Source organism: Bombilactobacillus sp. ESL1094, from assembly GCF_058107425.1.
Genome location: NZ_JBYLUM010000001.1, coordinates 1427247 through 1444050 on the forward strand (window position 1 = coordinate 1427247; position 16804 = coordinate 1444050).

General features: G+C 37.4%; 17 protein-coding genes and 1 other annotated feature. Of the genes, 14 read left to right on the forward strand and 3 right to left on the reverse strand.

Going from position 1 to position 16804, the window contains the following annotated elements:
- Position 1: 1 nt before the first annotated feature.
- The 5 genes from rnr (at position 2) to pepT (ending at position 6974) form a co-directional block, all read left to right on the forward strand.
- Positions 2–2326, forward strand: a complete 2325-nt coding sequence (rnr, locus tag AC3B5S_RS06735; protein WP_489758295.1) for a ribonuclease R — start codon at positions 2–4, stop codon at positions 2324–2326.
- A gap of 14 nt (positions 2327–2340) precedes the next feature.
- A complete protein-coding gene (smpB, locus tag AC3B5S_RS06740) occupies positions 2341–2814 on the forward strand; it encodes an SsrA-binding protein SmpB (RefSeq protein WP_489758296.1) in 474 nt (157 codons plus the stop codon).
- Positions 2815–2852: 38 nt separating this feature from the next.
- On the forward strand, positions 2853–3401 hold the full coding sequence (locus AC3B5S_RS06745; RefSeq protein ID WP_489758297.1) for a TetR/AcrR family transcriptional regulator: 549 nt from the start codon (positions 2853–2855) through the stop codon (positions 3399–3401).
- Between the two features lie 355 nt (positions 3402–3756).
- Positions 3757–4033: a binding site (T-box leader), on the forward strand.
- Between the two features lie 43 nt (positions 4034–4076).
- The gene (locus AC3B5S_RS06750) at positions 4077–5708 is read left to right on the forward strand and encodes a peptide ABC transporter substrate-binding protein (protein WP_489790260.1); all 1632 of its coding nucleotides are present in this window, start codon (positions 4077–4079) and stop codon (positions 5706–5708) included.
- Positions 5709–5711: 3 nt separating this feature from the next.
- Positions 5712–6974, forward strand: a complete 1263-nt coding sequence (gene pepT / locus AC3B5S_RS06755) for a peptidase T (RefSeq protein WP_489790261.1) — start codon at positions 5712–5714, stop codon at positions 6972–6974.
- Here pepT and AC3B5S_RS06760 read toward each other — a convergent pair.
- Positions 6934–7491, reverse strand: coding sequence for a hypothetical protein (locus AC3B5S_RS06760; protein ID WP_489758300.1), 558 nt, complete (start codon positions 7489–7491; stop codon positions 6934–6936). The genes pepT and AC3B5S_RS06760 overlap by 41 nt on opposite strands.
- Positions 7488–8381 carry a Cof-type HAD-IIB family hydrolase gene (locus tag AC3B5S_RS06765; protein ID WP_489790262.1) on the reverse strand — a complete coding sequence of 298 codons (894 nt, stop codon included), beginning with the start codon at positions 8379–8381 and terminating at the stop codon, positions 7488–7490. Before AC3B5S_RS06765 ends, AC3B5S_RS06760 begins: the two co-directional genes overlap by 4 nt.
- A 51-nt stretch (positions 8382–8432) precedes the next feature.
- Between AC3B5S_RS06765 and AC3B5S_RS06770 the strand changes: the two genes are divergently transcribed.
- From AC3B5S_RS06770 to tsaE, 3 genes are read left to right on the forward strand one after another with little or no spacing between them, the layout of a single operon-like run.
- On the forward strand, positions 8433–9119 hold the full coding sequence (locus tag AC3B5S_RS06770) for a uracil-DNA glycosylase (RefSeq protein WP_489790263.1): 687 nt from the start codon (positions 8433–8435) through the stop codon (positions 9117–9119).
- Between the two features lie 12 nt (positions 9120–9131).
- The gene (gene pta / locus AC3B5S_RS06775) at positions 9132–10100 is read left to right on the forward strand and encodes a phosphate acetyltransferase (protein WP_489790264.1); all 969 of its coding nucleotides are present in this window, start codon (positions 9132–9134) and stop codon (positions 10098–10100) included.
- Positions 10101–10107: 7 nt separating this feature from the next.
- A complete protein-coding gene (tsaE, locus tag AC3B5S_RS06780) occupies positions 10108–10566 on the forward strand; it encodes a tRNA (adenosine(37)-N6)-threonylcarbamoyltransferase complex ATPase subunit type 1 TsaE (RefSeq protein WP_489790265.1) in 459 nt (152 codons plus the stop codon).
- A 45-nt stretch (positions 10567–10611) separates the two neighbouring features.
- Here tsaE and AC3B5S_RS06785 read toward each other — a convergent pair whose 3' ends face one another.
- Positions 10612–11148 carry a 3'-5' exonuclease gene (locus tag AC3B5S_RS06785; RefSeq protein WP_489790266.1) on the reverse strand — a complete coding sequence of 179 codons (537 nt, stop codon included), beginning with the start codon at positions 11146–11148 and terminating at the stop codon, positions 10612–10614.
- Positions 11149–11239: 91 nt separating this feature from the next.
- On the opposite strand from AC3B5S_RS06785, the gene murB reads away from it, so the two are divergent.
- The 6 genes from murB (at position 11240) to AC3B5S_RS06815 (ending at position 16802) form a co-directional block, all read left to right on the forward strand.
- Positions 11240–12178, forward strand: a complete 939-nt coding sequence (gene murB, locus AC3B5S_RS06790) for a UDP-N-acetylmuramate dehydrogenase (protein WP_489790267.1) — start codon at positions 11240–11242, stop codon at positions 12176–12178.
- A gap of 8 nt (positions 12179–12186) precedes the next feature.
- Positions 12187–13023: a diadenylate cyclase CdaA gene (cdaA, locus tag AC3B5S_RS06795; RefSeq protein WP_489758307.1), complete on the forward strand. Its 837-nt coding sequence runs from the start codon at positions 12187–12189 to the stop codon at positions 13021–13023.
- Positions 13023–14024, forward strand: a complete 1002-nt coding sequence (locus AC3B5S_RS06800; RefSeq protein ID WP_489775239.1) for a CdaR family protein — start codon at positions 13023–13025, stop codon at positions 14022–14024. Before cdaA ends, AC3B5S_RS06800 begins: the two co-directional genes overlap by 1 nt.
- A 15-nt stretch (positions 14025–14039) precedes the next feature.
- On the forward strand, positions 14040–15401 hold the full coding sequence (gene glmM / locus AC3B5S_RS06805) for a phosphoglucosamine mutase (protein WP_489758309.1): 1362 nt from the start codon (positions 14040–14042) through the stop codon (positions 15399–15401).
- 198 nt (positions 15402–15599) lie between these two features.
- Positions 15600–16241 carry a deoxynucleoside kinase gene (locus AC3B5S_RS06810; RefSeq protein WP_489758320.1) on the forward strand — a complete coding sequence of 214 codons (642 nt, stop codon included), beginning with the start codon at positions 15600–15602 and terminating at the stop codon, positions 16239–16241.
- A 69-nt stretch (positions 16242–16310) separates the two neighbouring features.
- Complete coding sequence (locus AC3B5S_RS06815; protein WP_489758310.1) at positions 16311–16802, forward strand: QueT transporter family protein; 492 nt, start codon at positions 16311–16313, stop codon at positions 16800–16802.
- Positions 16803–16804: the final 2 nt, after the last annotated feature.

Sequence of the window (16804 nt, forward strand, 5' to 3'; positions counted from 1 at the left end):
AATGGCTTTAGAAAAAAATAAATTAATTTCAGATGTTTTAGAAGTGTTTCGCAATTATCCGGATCGCAAATATACTGCTCAAGATATAGTAGATTTATTGAGATTACACGGTTCTGAATCTTATAATCACGTTTTAAAAGCGTTAGCTGTGTTAGAGGGTGAAGATAAGATCACTGCTCATGATCGTAACCAATTTAAGATGACACCCATTGATCAAAAAGTTAGTGGGACTTTTCGGGCTAATGACCGCGGCTTTGGTTTTGTTCGGTATGACGATGAAGAACCAGATATCTTTATTGCGCGAACCAATACCTTGAATGCGATCAATGATGACGAAGTTGAAGTCCAGATTTTAAAACCTGCTAATCCTTGGGGAGATAATGGGGCTGAAGGCAAGATTACTCAGATTTTAGACCACGGCCTGAAACAAATCGTTGGTGAATTTATGCCTTATAGCGATGTGCAAGTTAAAAAGACCGGGTTAGTTGGTTATGTCAAGAGTCATGAAAAAAAGATGGCCAATAATCCGGTTTTCATCAAACAAACGGGAATCACGCCTCAAATGGGTGACATGGTGCAAGTAGAGATTACTAATTATCCAAGTGCCGACTTTCCACGCAGTATGGCAGGCATTGCACTGAAAACTTTGGGTAATAAAAATGCTCCCGGTGTCGATGAATTGTCCATTGTTTATCAAAATGATGTGAAAGATGAATTTCCAGAAGCAGTTTTGGCAGCTGCTCAACAAGTCCCAGATCACTTAACCGAAGCGGATTGGCAAGGTCGAGTAGATAATACTGAACAAGTAACTGTAACGATTGATGGCGATGATTCGAAAGACTTTGACGATGCCGTCACTTTATGGAAATTGGAAAATGGCAATTTTCATTTAGGAGTACACATTGCTGATGTAACCCATTATGTTAAGCCCGGCAGTCCTTTAGATCAAGAAGCTTACGAACGTGGGACAAGTACGTATCTCGTCGATCGGGTTATTCCAATGCTGCCATTTCGTTTGTCGAATGGTATTTGCTCTTTAAATCCGGGTGAAGATCGTTGTGTTTTGACCTGTGACATGGAGATTAATCCGCAGGGAGAAATTATCAATCATAAAATTTATCCTAGTGTTATTCGCTCACATGCGCGTTTGACGTACAATAATGTGAATAAAATTTTAAATGGGGATGCTCAAATCCGCGCCCAATATGCCGATTTGGTACCAATGCTGGAAGAAATGGCGCAATTACATGAGATTTTATTTGCTATGCGACATCAGCGTGGGGCAATTGATTTTGAAGAAACAGAAGCCAAAATCATCGTTGATGATCAGGGACATCCTACAGATATTAAACTACTGGAACGTGGTACAGCGGAAAAAATGATTGAATCCTTTATGCTGGCAGCCAACGAAACAGTTGCAGAACATTTTAATAAGTTACACGTTCCGTTTTTGTATCGGGTGCATGAACAACCGGATCCGGAAAAGGTAAAGAATTTCTTTGAAATTGCTAGTTCGTTTGGTTTATCAGTTCCGGGTGATGCTAAGCATGTTACCCCCAAGATGTTTCAAACCGTTTTAGAAAAAGTAGCTGGTAAACCCCAAGAAGCAGTAATTACCACGATGTTATTACGGAGTTTACAACAAGCTAAGTATTCTCCGGATCCATTAGGCCACTTTGGCTTAGCGGCCACTTATTATACGCATTTTACGTCCCCAATTAGACGTTATCCTGATCTAATGGTACACCGGATGATTCATAGTTATGCTGACGAGGGTACCAGCGAAGATATTCAAAACCAATGGGCAGAACAATTACCAGAGGTTGGTGTTCACACTTCAGCTTGTGAGCGAAAATCGATTGATGTAGAACGAGCAGTTGATGATTTGAAAAAAGCTGAGTTTATGGCTGATAAAGTGGGACAAGAATTTGAAGGTGTCATTAGTGGTGTTACCAGTTTTGGCATGTTTGTTAGCTTAGAAAATACGGTAGAAGGTTTGATTCATATTTCTAATATGCTAGATGATTATTATGAATATAATGAAAAAGCCTTATCCATGATTGGCAAACGCACCCATAAAGTGTACACAATGGGTGATAGTATCAAGGTAAAATTGATTCGTGCAGATGCTCAGCAACGCCAAGTGGACTTTGAGCCAGTGCTAAGTCCAGAGGAACAAGAACGGGCCGATGCAGAAAAAAAACGCCGTGAACAGGAACATCAAAAATTCTTGCAACGGCATAAAAATTCAGGACGACGTTCTCAAAAAAATACTAAACAGCGCTCGGGCAAATACGAACGAAATAATCAAAAGTCCCGTCATTAGGGGGATTGATAGTTATGAAGAAGCATCATCAAAAAGCAGCGAATGAAGTTGCTAACAACAAAAAAGCGCGTCATGATTATAATATTTTATCCACGTATGAAGCTGGGATTGCTCTAACAGGTACCGAAATTAAGTCAGTGCGCGCTAGTCGGGTTAATTTACGGGATGGATTTGTGCAATTTCGACGAGGAGAATTGTGGTTAGCTAATGTTCATATCAGTACTTATGACCAAGGTAACCAGTTTAATCATGATCCCTTACGCGATCGTAAATTATTACTACACAAAAAAGAAATTAAAAAAATTAGTGGTGAATTGTCTAAAAAGGGAATTACAGTAGTTCCACTAAAAATGTATCTCAAACACGGTTTCGCTAAAGTTTTAATTGGTGTGGCTGAAGGTAAAAAACAATACGATAAACGAGAAACTATTAAACGCCGTGATCAAGATCGAGAAATGCGGCGCAATTTAAAAAATGTTTTACGATAAAAGATGATATATAAATAAATTTATTCGAGGAGTTAATGATGAAACGTGCAGTAACCATTCATTATTTAATCCAGCATTTGGAAGAATTGCTCAAAGCAAAAGCGACTAATGTTTTGACCGTTAGTGACTTAACTAATAATTTGTCGATTAGTCGCAGTACTTTTTATCGTTATTTTCCGAATGGAACTGCTTCTATTTACCAATCACTGATTCAAGAGCACTTGGCAAAATTGCAGCAGCGAACTTTTAGTGATTGGCATCAACTGGTGAGTTACTGCGTATTTTATTTAAATAATCATCAAACAAGTTGTCGTTTAATTTATCGGGTGCTGTGCCAGCAAAATTTATTAAATTGGTTTTATCATGAAATTTTAAATTTTTTAAATACGTATTCGACGGATAATTTAGCTATTTTGGAAGTTTTACAAAATAATTGGGATGAATTAGAGTTAATAACTAGCGCAATTTTTCACCAATTAAATAGCTGGTTGGAAACAGATTTTCAAATTGAAGTAACTATGGTGTTAAAAAGGTTAGATGTGGTCGGCTATCTGTTAACATGTCAAGCCATTAATGAAGCAATGTGATCTAAATGTATCAAAGTAAGGCGTTTAGGGTAAATTGTTTCTTTTTTTATCATTTATTCTTTTGTATATTATATTTATATCATGATATAAATAAAAAAATCAGGAGGAATGGATTTTTAAAGAATTCAATTTAAAATAGAGTTTGGACGAAAGTTTCGGTCAATTAGAAAAAACGAATAACCTCTGAGAGGAAGATGGGAATTTTTTCTAGCCAGAACTTCTAACAACAATAAGAGGCAGACACCAGCTTGGTAAAGTTTTGGAGAAAACCTACTTGTTGGTCCAAACTCTATTTTTTTGGAATTGGGTACTTGACATTTAATTTTTAGGATTTATAATTTCACTATATGTTAATATTTTTTAATCTAAAAGATGAGTAAATTAGATTATTCTTACAGAGAGACATTGGTAGGTGTGAAATGTTAGGTAATCTAGTTGAATATGGTCTTTGATTAAGATTAATTGCCGAGTTCAAGGAATAAGGTAATTATGGTGATGGCCATTAGCACATAATGAAGAATAATAACCTAATCGTTTCGAGGTTGTGTACAGACCAAGGTTATTGTTATTCATAAGCGGTTTTATTTTTAAGATCGAAAACCAGGTGGTACCACGTCTTTGTCGTCCTGCAAGTCAATAATTGACTTGCAGTTTTTTAGTTTGGAGGAAAAATTAATGACTCATCAATGGAAAAGTTTTTGGGGAATCTTGCTCTGTACTTTGGCTTTAGGAACACAGGCTAATTTACAGATAGCGCAAGCTAAAACCAAAAATACGTTGAATTGGACAGAAAGTTCTGAATTGGCTACTGCAGATATTTCGCAAGCTTCTGACACCTTAAGCTTTGACGTTTTGTTGAATACGCAAGAAGGTTTGTATCGTTTGGATGCTCATGGCAAGGCGCAACCAGCTTTGGCTACTAAAACCAAAGTTTCAGCTGACGGATTAACCTATACGTTTAATCTTCGACCAAATGTCAAGTGGTCCGATAATACGCCCGTTACCGCTCAAGATTTTGTGACTTCGTGGCGGCGGACGGTAGATCCCAAAACGGGTTCCAGTGATGCGTTTTATTTAAATCAAGTACAAAACGCGAAGCAGATTAATGCCAATAAACTACCAGTTGATAAATTGGGAATACAGGCTTTAAGTAAGCATAAATTACAGGTGAAATTAACTCAGCCGGTACCATACTTTAAGAAATTGTTAGCGTGGCCGTTGTTCTTCCCTCAAAACCAAGCAGCAGTTAATCGTTGGGGGAAAGATTACGGTACCACTTCTGCTAAAACGGTTGCGGACGGACCATTTATCTTAAAAGGTTGGAATGGCAGTAGTGATAATTGGCGTTTAGTTAAAAATCCGCATTATTGGGATAAAAAACATGTCCGTCTACAACAAGTTAAGGAGGATGTCGTTAAGGATCCGCAAACCGGGTTAAATTTGTATCAATCCAATAAAGTGGATGAAACAATTCTTTCAGGCACGCAAGTTCCTAACTTAAAAGGCCAAAAAGATTTCTTAGTGCGCAAATCGTCTAATATGACTGATATGAATTTGAATCAAAACAAAGTACCAGCCTTTAAGAATCAAAAAGTACGGCGGGCCTTTTCTTTAGCAATTAATCGGCATCAATTGGTTAAAGGTGTTTTAGAAGATGGTTCTTTAGCGCCCAAAGGTTTTGTACCACAAGGATTAGGATCTTATCAAAACAAAGATTTTGCACAAGTTAGTCAAGTTCCTAATTCGACGAGCTCTAACTTAAAACAAGCTAAAAGTTTATTGCGTCAAGGATTGAAGCAAACTAATACCAAGCAATTGAACTTAAGTTTACTAATTGATGATACGACTACTTCCAAGCAAACGGGTGAATTTATTCAAGGCTCATTAAATAAGTTACCCCATGTCAAAATCACATTGAAGACTTTGCCCAAGGTGCAGCGTTTAGCTCGGGAACATCAAGGTGACTATGATTTAGTGATTACTAGTTGGCAATCAGTATTTTCGGATCCTATTAACTTTTTGGATATTTGGGAAAGTGATTCATCTTATAATACTTCTAAATTCCATGATGCTCAGTTTGATCATGATTTGGATTTGTCGGAAAACAAGCTTTCTCAAAATAAAGCCCAACGTTGGCAATATCAAGTCAAAGCTGAAAAGCGTTTAATGAAATTACAAGGAACAGTGCCGTTATATCAAGGTGTCAAAGCGCAATTGTTGAATACCAAAGTTAAAGGTTTAGTTTACAATGGTTCTGGTGTTCCTTATGACTTTAAGACCACTTATTTCAGTTCAAAGAAGGATTAGTGAATGAAGTACGCAATTAATCAACAACAATTACTAGATGATTTCTTAACTTATGTAAAAATAAATACGCAATCTGATGCTTCGCAAGCCTTAGATCAAGTGCCGACCACTGCCGGTCAAACGCAGTTAGCACACTTATTAATGCAGCAACTGCAGGATTTAGGTTTGCACGAAGTTAAATTAAATCCGCAAAATAGTTTTGTGACAGCTTTATTACCAGGAAATACGCTGGCCATGCCCGCTATTGGTTTTATTGCACACTTGGATACTGCGGCTGACTATTCTGGAGCTCATGTGCAACCACAGGTTCATGCTAATTATCAAGGGCAAGTAATTGAGTGGGCTAACGGGTTAAAGTTAGATCCACAGCAGTTTCCTAATTTACAGAATTATATCGGTCAAACTTTGATTACTGCCGATGGAACGACGCTCTTGGGAGTTGATGATAAAGGCGGGATTGCGGGATTAATCGCGGCTTTGCGCTATTTGGTTAACAATCCTCAGTTGTTACACGGACCGATTAAAGTGGCTTTTGGTCCAGATGAAGAAATTGGGCGCGGTGCAGATCGCTTTGATGTACCGGATTTTGCGGCTGATTTCGCCTATACGTTGGACAATGGTTTAGTCGGAGATATTGAATATGAGACATTTAATGCTGCACAAGCCGTAATTGATATTTCCGGAGTTAGTGTTCATCCTGGACAAGCCTATGGTCAAATGGTTAATGCGATTAGTTTGGCTGAACAAATTGATCAACGATTGCCCCAAAAAGAACGGCCAGAATTAGTTCGAGGCTATGATGGCTTTTATTTATTAAATCAATTTCAGGGTGACGTTTCCCATGCGCATTTGGTTTATATTATTCGTGATTTTTCGCGAAGTGCTTTTGAACAGCGCAAACAAGATCTGCAAAATATTGTCGCCCAATTAAATGCTCAATTTGCTCAACCGCGGATTCAGTTAACACTGACGGATCAATATTACAATATGGCAGACATTATTAACCAAGATCGTTATCCAGTGACCTTGGCGAAAGGGGCTTTAAAGAATTTACAAATAGATCCACATGTGAAACCTTTTCGTGGTGGGACAGACGGTTCTAAGATTACCTATTTAGGTATGCCGACGCCCAATTTGTTTAATGGTGGCGAAAATTTTCATGGCCCGTATGAATTTGTAACAGTAGAGGCCATGGCCCAATTAGCTCAGACAATTATTGAAATAGCTAATCTCTACGCTCAAGATCATAAGCATGTGACAGATTAGTCTGCAACCGATGCAGTGGCCAATTTTTGATTGAACGTTGATTTTTGGATAATCGGCTGGTTTGGTTTAAAACAGCAGCTAATAAAAGTCCAATTTGCGCATCTACTTGAGGACTGATTTGGAGTAGGTAGCCTTCATGACCATTTTTTAAATAAATGTTATCAACAGACATGATTAAATGATGGTGAAAATCATGGACCAAGTAATTATTGGTTAATAAATTACCAGAAACTAACCAATGTAAACTAGGAGCAATCATTAACTGGCGGCGATGATTAGTGATATGAATTAATTTAGTGATTAAAATATCGGCTAATTTAATTTGGTAATTAGCCCATGGATGCGTGCTAGTTTGAATGATATCACCCAACTTAGTTTGGCGCGGTGTTAATAGTTCATAATTAATTTTCCAACGGGGAGCTGTGCGAATAAGATAGTAGCACAGCTCTTGTTGTTGATTAGTAACTTGAATGACTCCTGGTAAATTAGCGGCATTAAATTGGAGATAATAAATCATTTTAAATTGGCTGCTTGCTGTTTATTTAAAGCAATCGCATGGTAAATAGCTTGCGCAACGCCATTTTGACTATTACTGCTGGTTTGGTATTGTGCTAGTTTCTTAATTGGCGCAATTGCATTGGCCATGGCGACACCAATTCCTGCCGCCTGGATCATTGATTCGTCATTTAAATTGTCACCAATCGCCATGACCTCACTCATCTGTAAACCTAGCTTATGAGCAAAAGTGGTTAGTGCGCGGCCTTTTTGGGCCTTAACATTATTGATTTCAATATTATTGGGTGATGAGGAAGTAATGACAATTTCGGAATTTTGTTGTAATTGTGCTCTTAATTGTTGCAATTTTTGCGGATGACGGTCACTAAAGACTAACAGTTTCATCACATTGATTTGAGGATCATGCAAAAGTGCGTCAAAACTTTTCACATAATTGATGTTCATTAATTCGGCCCGTGAAGTAGCACGTGCTACGGCCATTTTATATAAGAGATTGGGGTTTAATTTGACCAATAAATTAGCCGTATGTTGAATACGCTGAATGCGACTATTGGAATAAATTCCTTGATCGGTAATGATTTCAAAATAGAGTTTACTAGTTTTAATATGCGTTAAATATTGTTTTAAATTAGAACGATCAATGGGAATTTTGACGACAGGTTCACGGTCTTGATTATAAACTAAGGCTCCATTTAAAGTGATAAAGTCCGGTTTGACCGTTAAATTGCTGACCAACGGAGCCGCTTCACTTAAACCACGACCAGTGGCGACAACAAATTGAATTCCTGCTTGGTTTGCAGCTTGAATTGCGGTAATATTTTCTTTAGATACAATTGATTCACTATTTAATAACGTTCCATCCATATCTGAAGCAATTAGTTTAATTGTCATAAGTTCCTCCTATATCAATAATCAAATTTTACCATAATAGGTGGTGTGAAGTTGAAGCAATTAATAAAAAATGATTGGCAACAAATTCTAGAACCGGAGTTTGAAAAAGATTACTATCGACGCTTACACCAATTTTTAAAACGTGAGTATCAAGAGCAAACTGTGTATCCAGATATGTATAATATTTTTCAAGCTTTTGATTGGACCTCATTTAAACAAACTAAAGTGGTTATTTTAGGTCAAGATCCCTATCATGAGCCAAATCAAGCTCACGGACTGAGTTTTTCAGTTTTGCCGGGAAACAAAGTACCGCCATCTTTACAAAATATTTATAAAGAATTGCAAGCTGATTTAGGTTATCCACCAGTGCAACATGGTTATTTAAAATCATGGGCTGATCAGGGCGTTTTGTTGTTGAATTCTGTTTTAACGGTTCGCCGTGGCCAGGCTTATTCCCATCAAGGTAAGGGATGGGAACAATTAACTGACCAGGCAATAAAAGCGCTCTCGCAAAAAGGTGGTGTCGTCTTTATTTTATGGGGAAAGGCTGCTAAATCAAAGATGAACTTAATTGATACTAATAAAAATACCATTATTAGTTCAACTCATCCCAGCCCTTTTTCCGCTAATTATGGTTTTTTTGGCTCGCGACCATTTTCTAGAACCAATGAAGCTTTAAAAAAGTATGGTAAAACGCCAATTAATTGGCAATTACCACAAACAGTCACAGAAAATTAGGAGGATTGAATCATGGAATTATTTGAATCGTTGAAGCAAAAGATTAGTGGTCAAAATAAGAAGATTGTTTTTCCAGAAGCTACTGATGAACGAATTTTAAAAGCTGCTGTGCAATTACGACAAGATCAATTATTAGAACCGGTTTTTTTAGGTGATCCTACTCAAGTTCAAGCTAAGGCGAACGAATTAGCTTTAGATATTTCAGGAATTAAGATTTTAAATCCGAAAGATTATGACCAATTTGATGAAATGGTCACAGCTTTTGTCGATCGGCGTAAAGGTAAGAATACTGCTGAACAAGCACAACAAATGTTACGCGATCCTAATTATTTTGGTACTATGTTAGTTTACTTAGATCAAGTAGATGGCATGGTCTCTGGAGCAATTCATCCAACTGGTGATACAGTGCGCCCAGCTTTGCAAATTATCAAAGTTAAACCAGGTTTAACGCGGACTAGTGGGGCCTTTATTGTTCAAAAAGAGCAACAACGTTATTTGTTTGCTGACTGTGCAATTAACATCAATCCAAGTGCAGAAGAGTTAGCCGAAATTGCGGTTACTTCAGCTAAAACTGCCAAATTATTTGATATTGATCCTAAAGTTGCGTTATTGAGTTTTTCAACTAAAGGTTCAGCGAAGAGTGATGAAGTAACTAAGGTTGCTCAAGCAACTAAATTGGCTCAAGCACAAGCACCCGATGTTCCTATTGATGGTGAATTGCAGTTAGATGCAGCTATTGTGCCTTCAGTTGCTGCGCAAAAAGCTCCTGGTTCTAAAGTTGCTGGTCAAGCAAACGTCTTTGTCTTTCCAGAACTACAATCAGGTAACATTGGTTACAAAATTGCCCAACGGTTTGGTGGCTTTGAAGCTATTGGACCAATTTTGCAAGGTTTAAATAAACCGATTTCTGACTTATCTCGGGGAGCCAATGTTGAAGACGTATATAAATTAGCTATCATTACGGCCGCCCAAGCATTATAATCAAATAATGGAAAAAATAACTTATAGTGCATCCGAAACGATCCAGTATGGTTGTCAATTAGCACAACTTTTATTGCCTGGTGATTTATTGCTCTTAGATGGCGATCTGGGAGCTGGCAAAACGACTTTTACACAAGGAATTGCCCAAGGGCTAGGGATTAAGCGTCCAGTTAAAAGTCCGACTTTTACGTTGATTCGCGAGTATCCGCAAGCTAGATATCCGTTGTATCATATGGATATGTACCGCTTAGAAAATTCCTCGGCTGATGATTTAGGTTTGCAGGAGTACTTTGATGGGGCGGGGATCGTGATTGTAGAATGGTCACAGTTCATCAAAGAGCAATTGCCACCGAATTATTTGCGAATTAATATTGAACGGATGGATGAAGTAACCAGAAAATTGCAATTTCAACCACAAGGTACGCGTTATCAAACGTTAGTACAAAAACTTGCGACAATTAATTAACTAAAAAATCTCTGTTGAATAAAAATATTTGACAGAGATTTTTTATTAATCTTTTAATTGAATTAAATCTTGTAATGCGTCGGCTCCAAATTGTGCTTGTGTTTGTAATAAAATCTCAGCACAAGCTAATGTATCATCTAAGGCATGATGGTGATGTTCTAAATCAATTCCTAAGGCTTCACAAACGGTATTTAAACGATGATTTGGTAAATCGGGAAAAAATTTACGAGAAGTTTTGAGGGTATCAATCACGTGATAACATGGCGAAGTGATTTGATACTTTTGTAAGCAGTTTTTTAAAACGCGGGTATCAAAGGCAGCATTATGCGCCGTGATTAAATGCTGCTGATTAAATAATACTTTAATGTGCGACCATACTTGCTCAAAGGTCGGTGCTGTTTGGACATCCTGCGGGCGAATGTGATGAATCGCAATATTACGCCGATTAAAGGGTGCCTGGGGATTGATCAATGTATAAAAAGTATCGATAATTTGATTGTTTTCAATTAAAGCTAGCGCTAAAGAACAAGCACTATCAGCTTGATTATTGGCCGTTTCAAAATCCATTGCCACAAAATCCATGGAAAAACCTCACAATTACAAACTTATTTTTAAAATTCATTATATACTATAATGGTGTTATTAGGGAAAACAGTTAGTTAGGAGATTGATCATGCAAGACAAAGTAAGAAATCAATTTTTAGATGATCTACAATTAAAAAAACAATTATTAGCATTACCAGTGGAAATTAAAGTTGCTGATTTCCTGAGTAACTATACATTTACTAAAACCGGTGGTCCGGGCGATTATGTTGCTTTTCCACAAACTTTGGCGGAATTACAATTATTGACTGACTTTGCGCGAGAAAAACAATTGCCGATAACGGCTTTAGGTAATTCCAGTAATTTAATTATTAAAGATGGTGGTATTAAAGGTTTAGTCATTATCTTAACTAAATTAAACCAAATTGCAGTGCACGAGCAACAAATTACCGCTCAAGCGGGAGCCAGTTTAATTGAAGTAACTAAAGCTGCGAGTCGAGCGGGCTTAAGTGGTTTAGAATTTGCCGCGGGTATTCCGGGCAGTGTCGGCGGAGCCGCTTTTATGAACGCCGGAGCTTATGGTGGTGAAGTTAGTACAGTAATTACACAGATTCAAGAAATTTTACCTACGGGCCAATTAGTAACTATTAAAAAACAAGATTTAAATTTTGCTTATCGCCATAGTGTGGTGCAGGACAATCACGGCATTGTGACGGCTGTGACGTTTACGTTAGTACCTGGCGATGCACATAAAATTCAAGCTAAAATGGACGAATTAAATGCTTTAAGGCGAGCTAAGCAGCCACTAGAATATCCATCTTGTGGGAGTGTTTTTAAACGTCCAGAGGGTTACTTTACCGGTCCTTTAATTATTAAGGCGGGTTTACAAGGGAAGATTATTGGTGGTGCGCAGGTTTCACAGAAACATGCGGGCTTTATTATTAATTTGGGAACAGCGACTGCCAGTGATTATTTGGCGTTAATTAAATTAATTCAAGCCACTGTGCAAGAAAAATTTGGTGTTGCTTTAGAAACTGAAGTGCGGATTATCGGTGAAGATCAGAGGTGAAAGTAAGCGTGCAAAATTGGTTAAGCCATCTTTTTACGTTAAATTCTTTAACAAATGTTATTGATATTTTATTTGTGTGGTTTTTAGTTTATAAATTATTAATGATGATTCGGGGCACTAAGGCCATTCAGCTATTAAAGGGACTATTTATCATTTTGATCATTAAACTAGTCAGTTGGTTCTTTAATTTACGGACGATTGCCTATTTGACAGATCAAATTTTTAATTGGTCAGTCATAGCAGTTATCATTATTTTTACTCCAGAGATTCGTCGCGGCTTAGAAAAATTGGGCCGTTCGCCATTGTTTTTTTCCATGCGTGACGAACAGAAAGATTTAAGTAATAATTTAATTGATGCCTTGGATAAAGCAATTCAGTATATGTCCAAACGCCGAATTGGGGCTTTAATTACGTTAAAAATGAATACCGGCTTAGAAGAATATGTAGAGACTGGAATTAAGCTGGACGCTGATGTGACCGGCGAGTTATTAATTAATATTTTTATTCCTAATACGCCTTTACATGACGGTGCAGTGATCATCAATCAAAATAAAATTGAAGTTGCTGCAGCATATTTGCCGTTGTCGGAAAGTAATGCCATTCCGAAAAAATTAGGCACTAGGCACCGAGCGGCCGTGGGGATTAGTGAAGTAACTGATGCTTTGACGATTGTGGTTTCGGAGGAAACTGGTGGGGTGATGATTACGCATAAAAACCATATGATGTTAGATCTTAGCCGGGATGATTACTTGAATTATTTACGGGCCCAATTAGCTCCCACAACGCCACAATCCAATTCAATTTTTAAGAAATTTTTGGCACATTTCCAGAAAGGAAATAACTAATGAAAAAGTGGCGCAAATTCATTGATTCTAAATATTTTTATTTGTTATTATCCTTTTTGGTAGCCTTATGGCTGTACTGGAGCGTCTCCTTACCTAGTATTGGCAGTACCCGAAATGGAGTAACTGCTGGCAATGTGGTTAATGCTAACAAAACTGTTACCTTTAATATGAAATTACAGGTAAATTCCGATGCGGAAAATTATTTTATTACTGGTTATCCTAAACAAGTACGCGTCAAATTGGAGGGCCCCTCAGCCCTAGTCACGGCAACCAAGAACACACATAATTTTACGGTGTACATTAATCTGCACAATTTAAGTGTAGGTCATCATCGTGTTTTAATTCATCAAAGTGGTTTAAATCGCGATTTAAAGTATTCGATCAAGCCGCATTATGTCGAAGTTGATATTGAGCCAAAGGCTCAACAAGTATTTCCGATTCAAGCTAAATATAATGCAAAGCAAATTGCTCCGGGTTATATCGGTGGCGATGCTAGTGTGGATCCGCAGGTGGTTCAAGTCGTTGGTGCACGCAGTGAAGTTCAGCGAATTAGTCAAGTGGTGGCACATGCTAAGTTACCTCATGGTACATCAACCGATTTTCATCAAGAAGTTTTATTGCAAGCGTTAGATGCTCAAGGGCGCACGTTATCAGTCCTGTTAACTCCACAGACTACCCGGGTTAAAGTTCCTGTCAGTTTACCGAGTAAAAAAGTAAACTTAAAATTTGTACCAAAAAATCTACCCGAAAATAAAAATTATCACATCACTTCGGATGTCGCTGCAGTACGCGTTTATGCTAAGAAAACAGTATTGGATAATCTTAATGAATTAGAAATTCCAATCGACGTTTCTAAGATGGGAACTAAAAAATCAAAAGTTGTTACAATTAATCAAGTAAAATCTGATATTATAGATTCGAGTCCACGAACTATTAAGGTCTATTTAAAAACTGGTGATGATCAATCTTCAACAGTTAATCCAGCTTCAATAAATAATTAGAATAAGAGGATAAAAATGGTTAAATATTTTGGTACTGATGGTGTCCGCGGTATTGCGAATAAAGAATTAACACCGGAGCTAGCTTTTCGCTTGGGACGTGCTGGTGGGTTTGTATTGTCCCAACAAAAAGATAGTGACGAAGATCGAGCAGTAGTTTTGGTGGCACGTGATACTCGTAAATCGGGACAAATGTTAGAAACAGCATTAATTTCCGGATTATTATCGGTCGGGATTGAAGTTTTAAATTTAGGAGTGATTACGACTCCAGCAGTGGCTTACTTAGTTAAAGTCCAAGGAGCTGATGCCGGCATTATGATCTCGGCGTCACATAACCCAGCCAGCGATAATGGTATCAAATTTTTTGGTCCAGATGGTTATAAGCTCAAGGATGCTACTGAAGAAGAAATTGAACACTTCTTGGATCAACCAGAAGATTCTTTGCCGCGGCCTTCAGCTGAAGGCATTGGTACTTTGGAGGACTATAAGGAAGGCTCTTTGAAATACTTAGAGTTCTTACGGCAGAGTATTTCTGATGATTTATCAGGAGTAAAAGTGGTGTTAGATGGTGCTAACGGTTCAACTAGTCAATTAGTCAGCAAGTTATTTGCAGATTTGAACGTCGATTTTACCACGATTGCTACTAATCCTGATGGGGTTAATATTAATAATGGTGTTGGTTCTACGCATCCGGAAAAATTAGCGCGAGAAGTGGTTAAGCAGGGGGCGCAAGTCGGATTAGCTTTTGATGGTGACGGTGACCGCTGTATTGCTGTTGATGAAAAGGGGAATATTGTTGACGGTGATAAAATTATGTTTATTCTGGGCAACTATTTTAAAGCCCACGGTCGTTTGAAAAAGGATACTATTGTTACTACAGTGATGAGTAATTTGGGCTTATACAAAGCTATTGAAGCGAACGGTATGAAGTCCGTTCAAACGGATGTTGGTGATCGCCATGTGGCTGCTGAAATGGTTCAGAATGGCTATAACTTAGGTGGCGAACAATCAGGTCATGTGATCATTTTTGATTTGCATAACACGGGTGATGGGATGTTAACCGGTATTCAGTTGTTAAACGTTGTTAAACAAACTGGTCAACAATTGTCGCAACTAGCAGCGCCAGTAAAAACTTATCCACAAGTATTAATTAATGTGAAAGTGCAAAATAAAAATGATTGGCAAAATTATCCTGCCATTCAAGAGGCCATTGATACAGTTGAAAAGGAAATGAATGGTGATGGTCGAGTTTTAGTTCGCCCTAGTGGGACTGAAGCTTTACTCCGGGTAATGATTGAAGCTGCTACTAGAGAAGATGCCCAACGTTTTGGCAACCAAATTGCGAGTGTTGTTCAAAAAGAAATGGGATTGGATGCTTAAATTATTTTGATTGATTAAACAGGCTAGCCTCCGTGAAAACTAAAATAGTAATTTACGGAGGCTAGCTTTTTTATTGCTCTCATAAAGATTAGTTAATTGTTGACAACTACTAGATTTAGTAGTAACCCAAAGTTGAGCTACAATATGTGTGGGGTATGTGCTATTATAGATAAGGATTTTTTAAGGAGGGCAAACATGATGATAGTTTTAAGTGGTATGATTGGGGCAGGTAAAAGTAGCCTAGCAACGCTTGTTTCAGAGCATTTAGGAACACAAGCTTTTTATGAACAAGTTGATGATAATCCCGTCTTACCCTTGTTTTATGATGATCCTAAAAAGTATGCATTTTTATTACAAATTTATTTTTTAAACAAGCGTTTTGCTTCTATTAAGCGAGCTTTGTCTGATGATAACAATGTTTTAGATCGTTCAATTTATGAAGACTCTTTATTCTTCCATATCAATGCCGATATGGGACGAGCTACTAAACAAGAAGTGCAAGTTTATGATGAATTATTAGATAATATGATGGAAGAGTTGCCATATGCTGCTCATAAAAAAGCGCCTGATTTATTAGTACATTTGGATGTTTCTTATGAGAAAATGTTGGAGCATATTAAAAAACGGGGGCGCTCTTATGAACAACCTGAAAATGACCCTTCACTAATTGATTATTATCATAATTTGTTAGGACGCTATGATCGGTGGTACGAGGATTATCATTATAGTCCTAAAATGAAGATTAGTTGTGATCAATATGACTTTGTTGAAAATGAAGAGGATCGCAAAAAAGTTTTACAGTTAATTGATAATAAGTTACAAGAGCGTGATTTGTTATAAAAAAATTTGAGACAGTTTGGAGAACTCCAGGAAAACCTGTCTTTAAACAAAGATGATGGAGGATTTATTTTGAAAAAATATTTTGCAGAGTTTTCAACTCATGATTGGATTTTAAATGCGCTAATGGCAGCAATCTATGTGGTATTGACCATTACCCCACCTTTAAATTCTTTAGCCTACGGCAATATTCAACTACGCATCTCAGAAGTTTTAGTCATGTTACCTTTTTACAATAAAAAGTTTATTCCCGGCTTAACCTTAGGCTGTTTTATTACTAATTTATTTAGCCCGACGGCGGCGGTGGATATTTTTGTCGGAACTTTTGCGTCGTTACTAACTTTCTTATTAATAATTCATCTTCACAAAGGCTATTGGGTCCCCGTGATTGCTGGCATTGTTAACGGTGTGATTGTGGGGTTGGAACTCAACATTATGACGAAGGCACCATTATTTTTAACGATAGTATATATTTTTATTGGTGAGTTTATTGCAGTATTGATTGGATATATTTTGTTTTCCATTTTATGGAAAAATCGGCAATTTAAAAAGTTGCTTTCCTAAAG

Coding starts and splice junctions, on each gene's coding strand:
- rnr (WP_489758295.1), top strand. CDS start 2: ATGGCTTTAGAAAAAAATAAATTAATTTCAGATGTTTTAGAAGTGTTT.
- smpB (WP_489758296.1), top strand. CDS start 2,341: ATGAAGAAGCATCATCAAAAAGCAGCGAATGAAGTTGCTAACAACAAA.
- AC3B5S_RS06745 (WP_489758297.1), top strand. CDS start 2,853: ATGAAACGTGCAGTAACCATTCATTATTTAATCCAGCATTTGGAAGAA.
- AC3B5S_RS06750 (WP_489790260.1), top strand. CDS start 4,077: ATGACTCATCAATGGAAAAGTTTTTGGGGAATCTTGCTCTGTACTTTG.
- pepT (WP_489790261.1), top strand. CDS start 5,712: ATGAAGTACGCAATTAATCAACAACAATTACTAGATGATTTCTTAACT.
- AC3B5S_RS06760 (WP_489758300.1), bottom strand. CDS start 7,491: ATGATTTATTATCTCCAATTTAATGCCGCTAATTTACCAGGAGTCATT.
- AC3B5S_RS06765 (WP_489790262.1), bottom strand. CDS start 8,381: ATGACAATTAAACTAATTGCTTCAGATATGGATGGAACGTTATTAAAT.
- pta (WP_489790264.1), top strand. CDS start 9,132: ATGGAATTATTTGAATCGTTGAAGCAAAAGATTAGTGGTCAAAATAAG.
- tsaE (WP_489790265.1), top strand. CDS start 10,108: ATGGAAAAAATAACTTATAGTGCATCCGAAACGATCCAGTATGGTTGT.
- AC3B5S_RS06785 (WP_489790266.1), bottom strand. CDS start 11,148: ATGGATTTTGTGGCAATGGATTTTGAAACGGCCAATAATCAAGCTGAT.
- murB (WP_489790267.1), top strand. CDS start 11,240: ATGCAAGACAAAGTAAGAAATCAATTTTTAGATGATCTACAATTAAAA.
- AC3B5S_RS06800 (WP_489775239.1), top strand. CDS start 13,023: ATGAAAAAGTGGCGCAAATTCATTGATTCTAAATATTTTTATTTGTTA.
- glmM (WP_489758309.1), top strand. CDS start 14,040: ATGGTTAAATATTTTGGTACTGATGGTGTCCGCGGTATTGCGAATAAA.
- AC3B5S_RS06810 (WP_489758320.1), top strand. CDS start 15,600: ATGATAGTTTTAAGTGGTATGATTGGGGCAGGTAAAAGTAGCCTAGCA.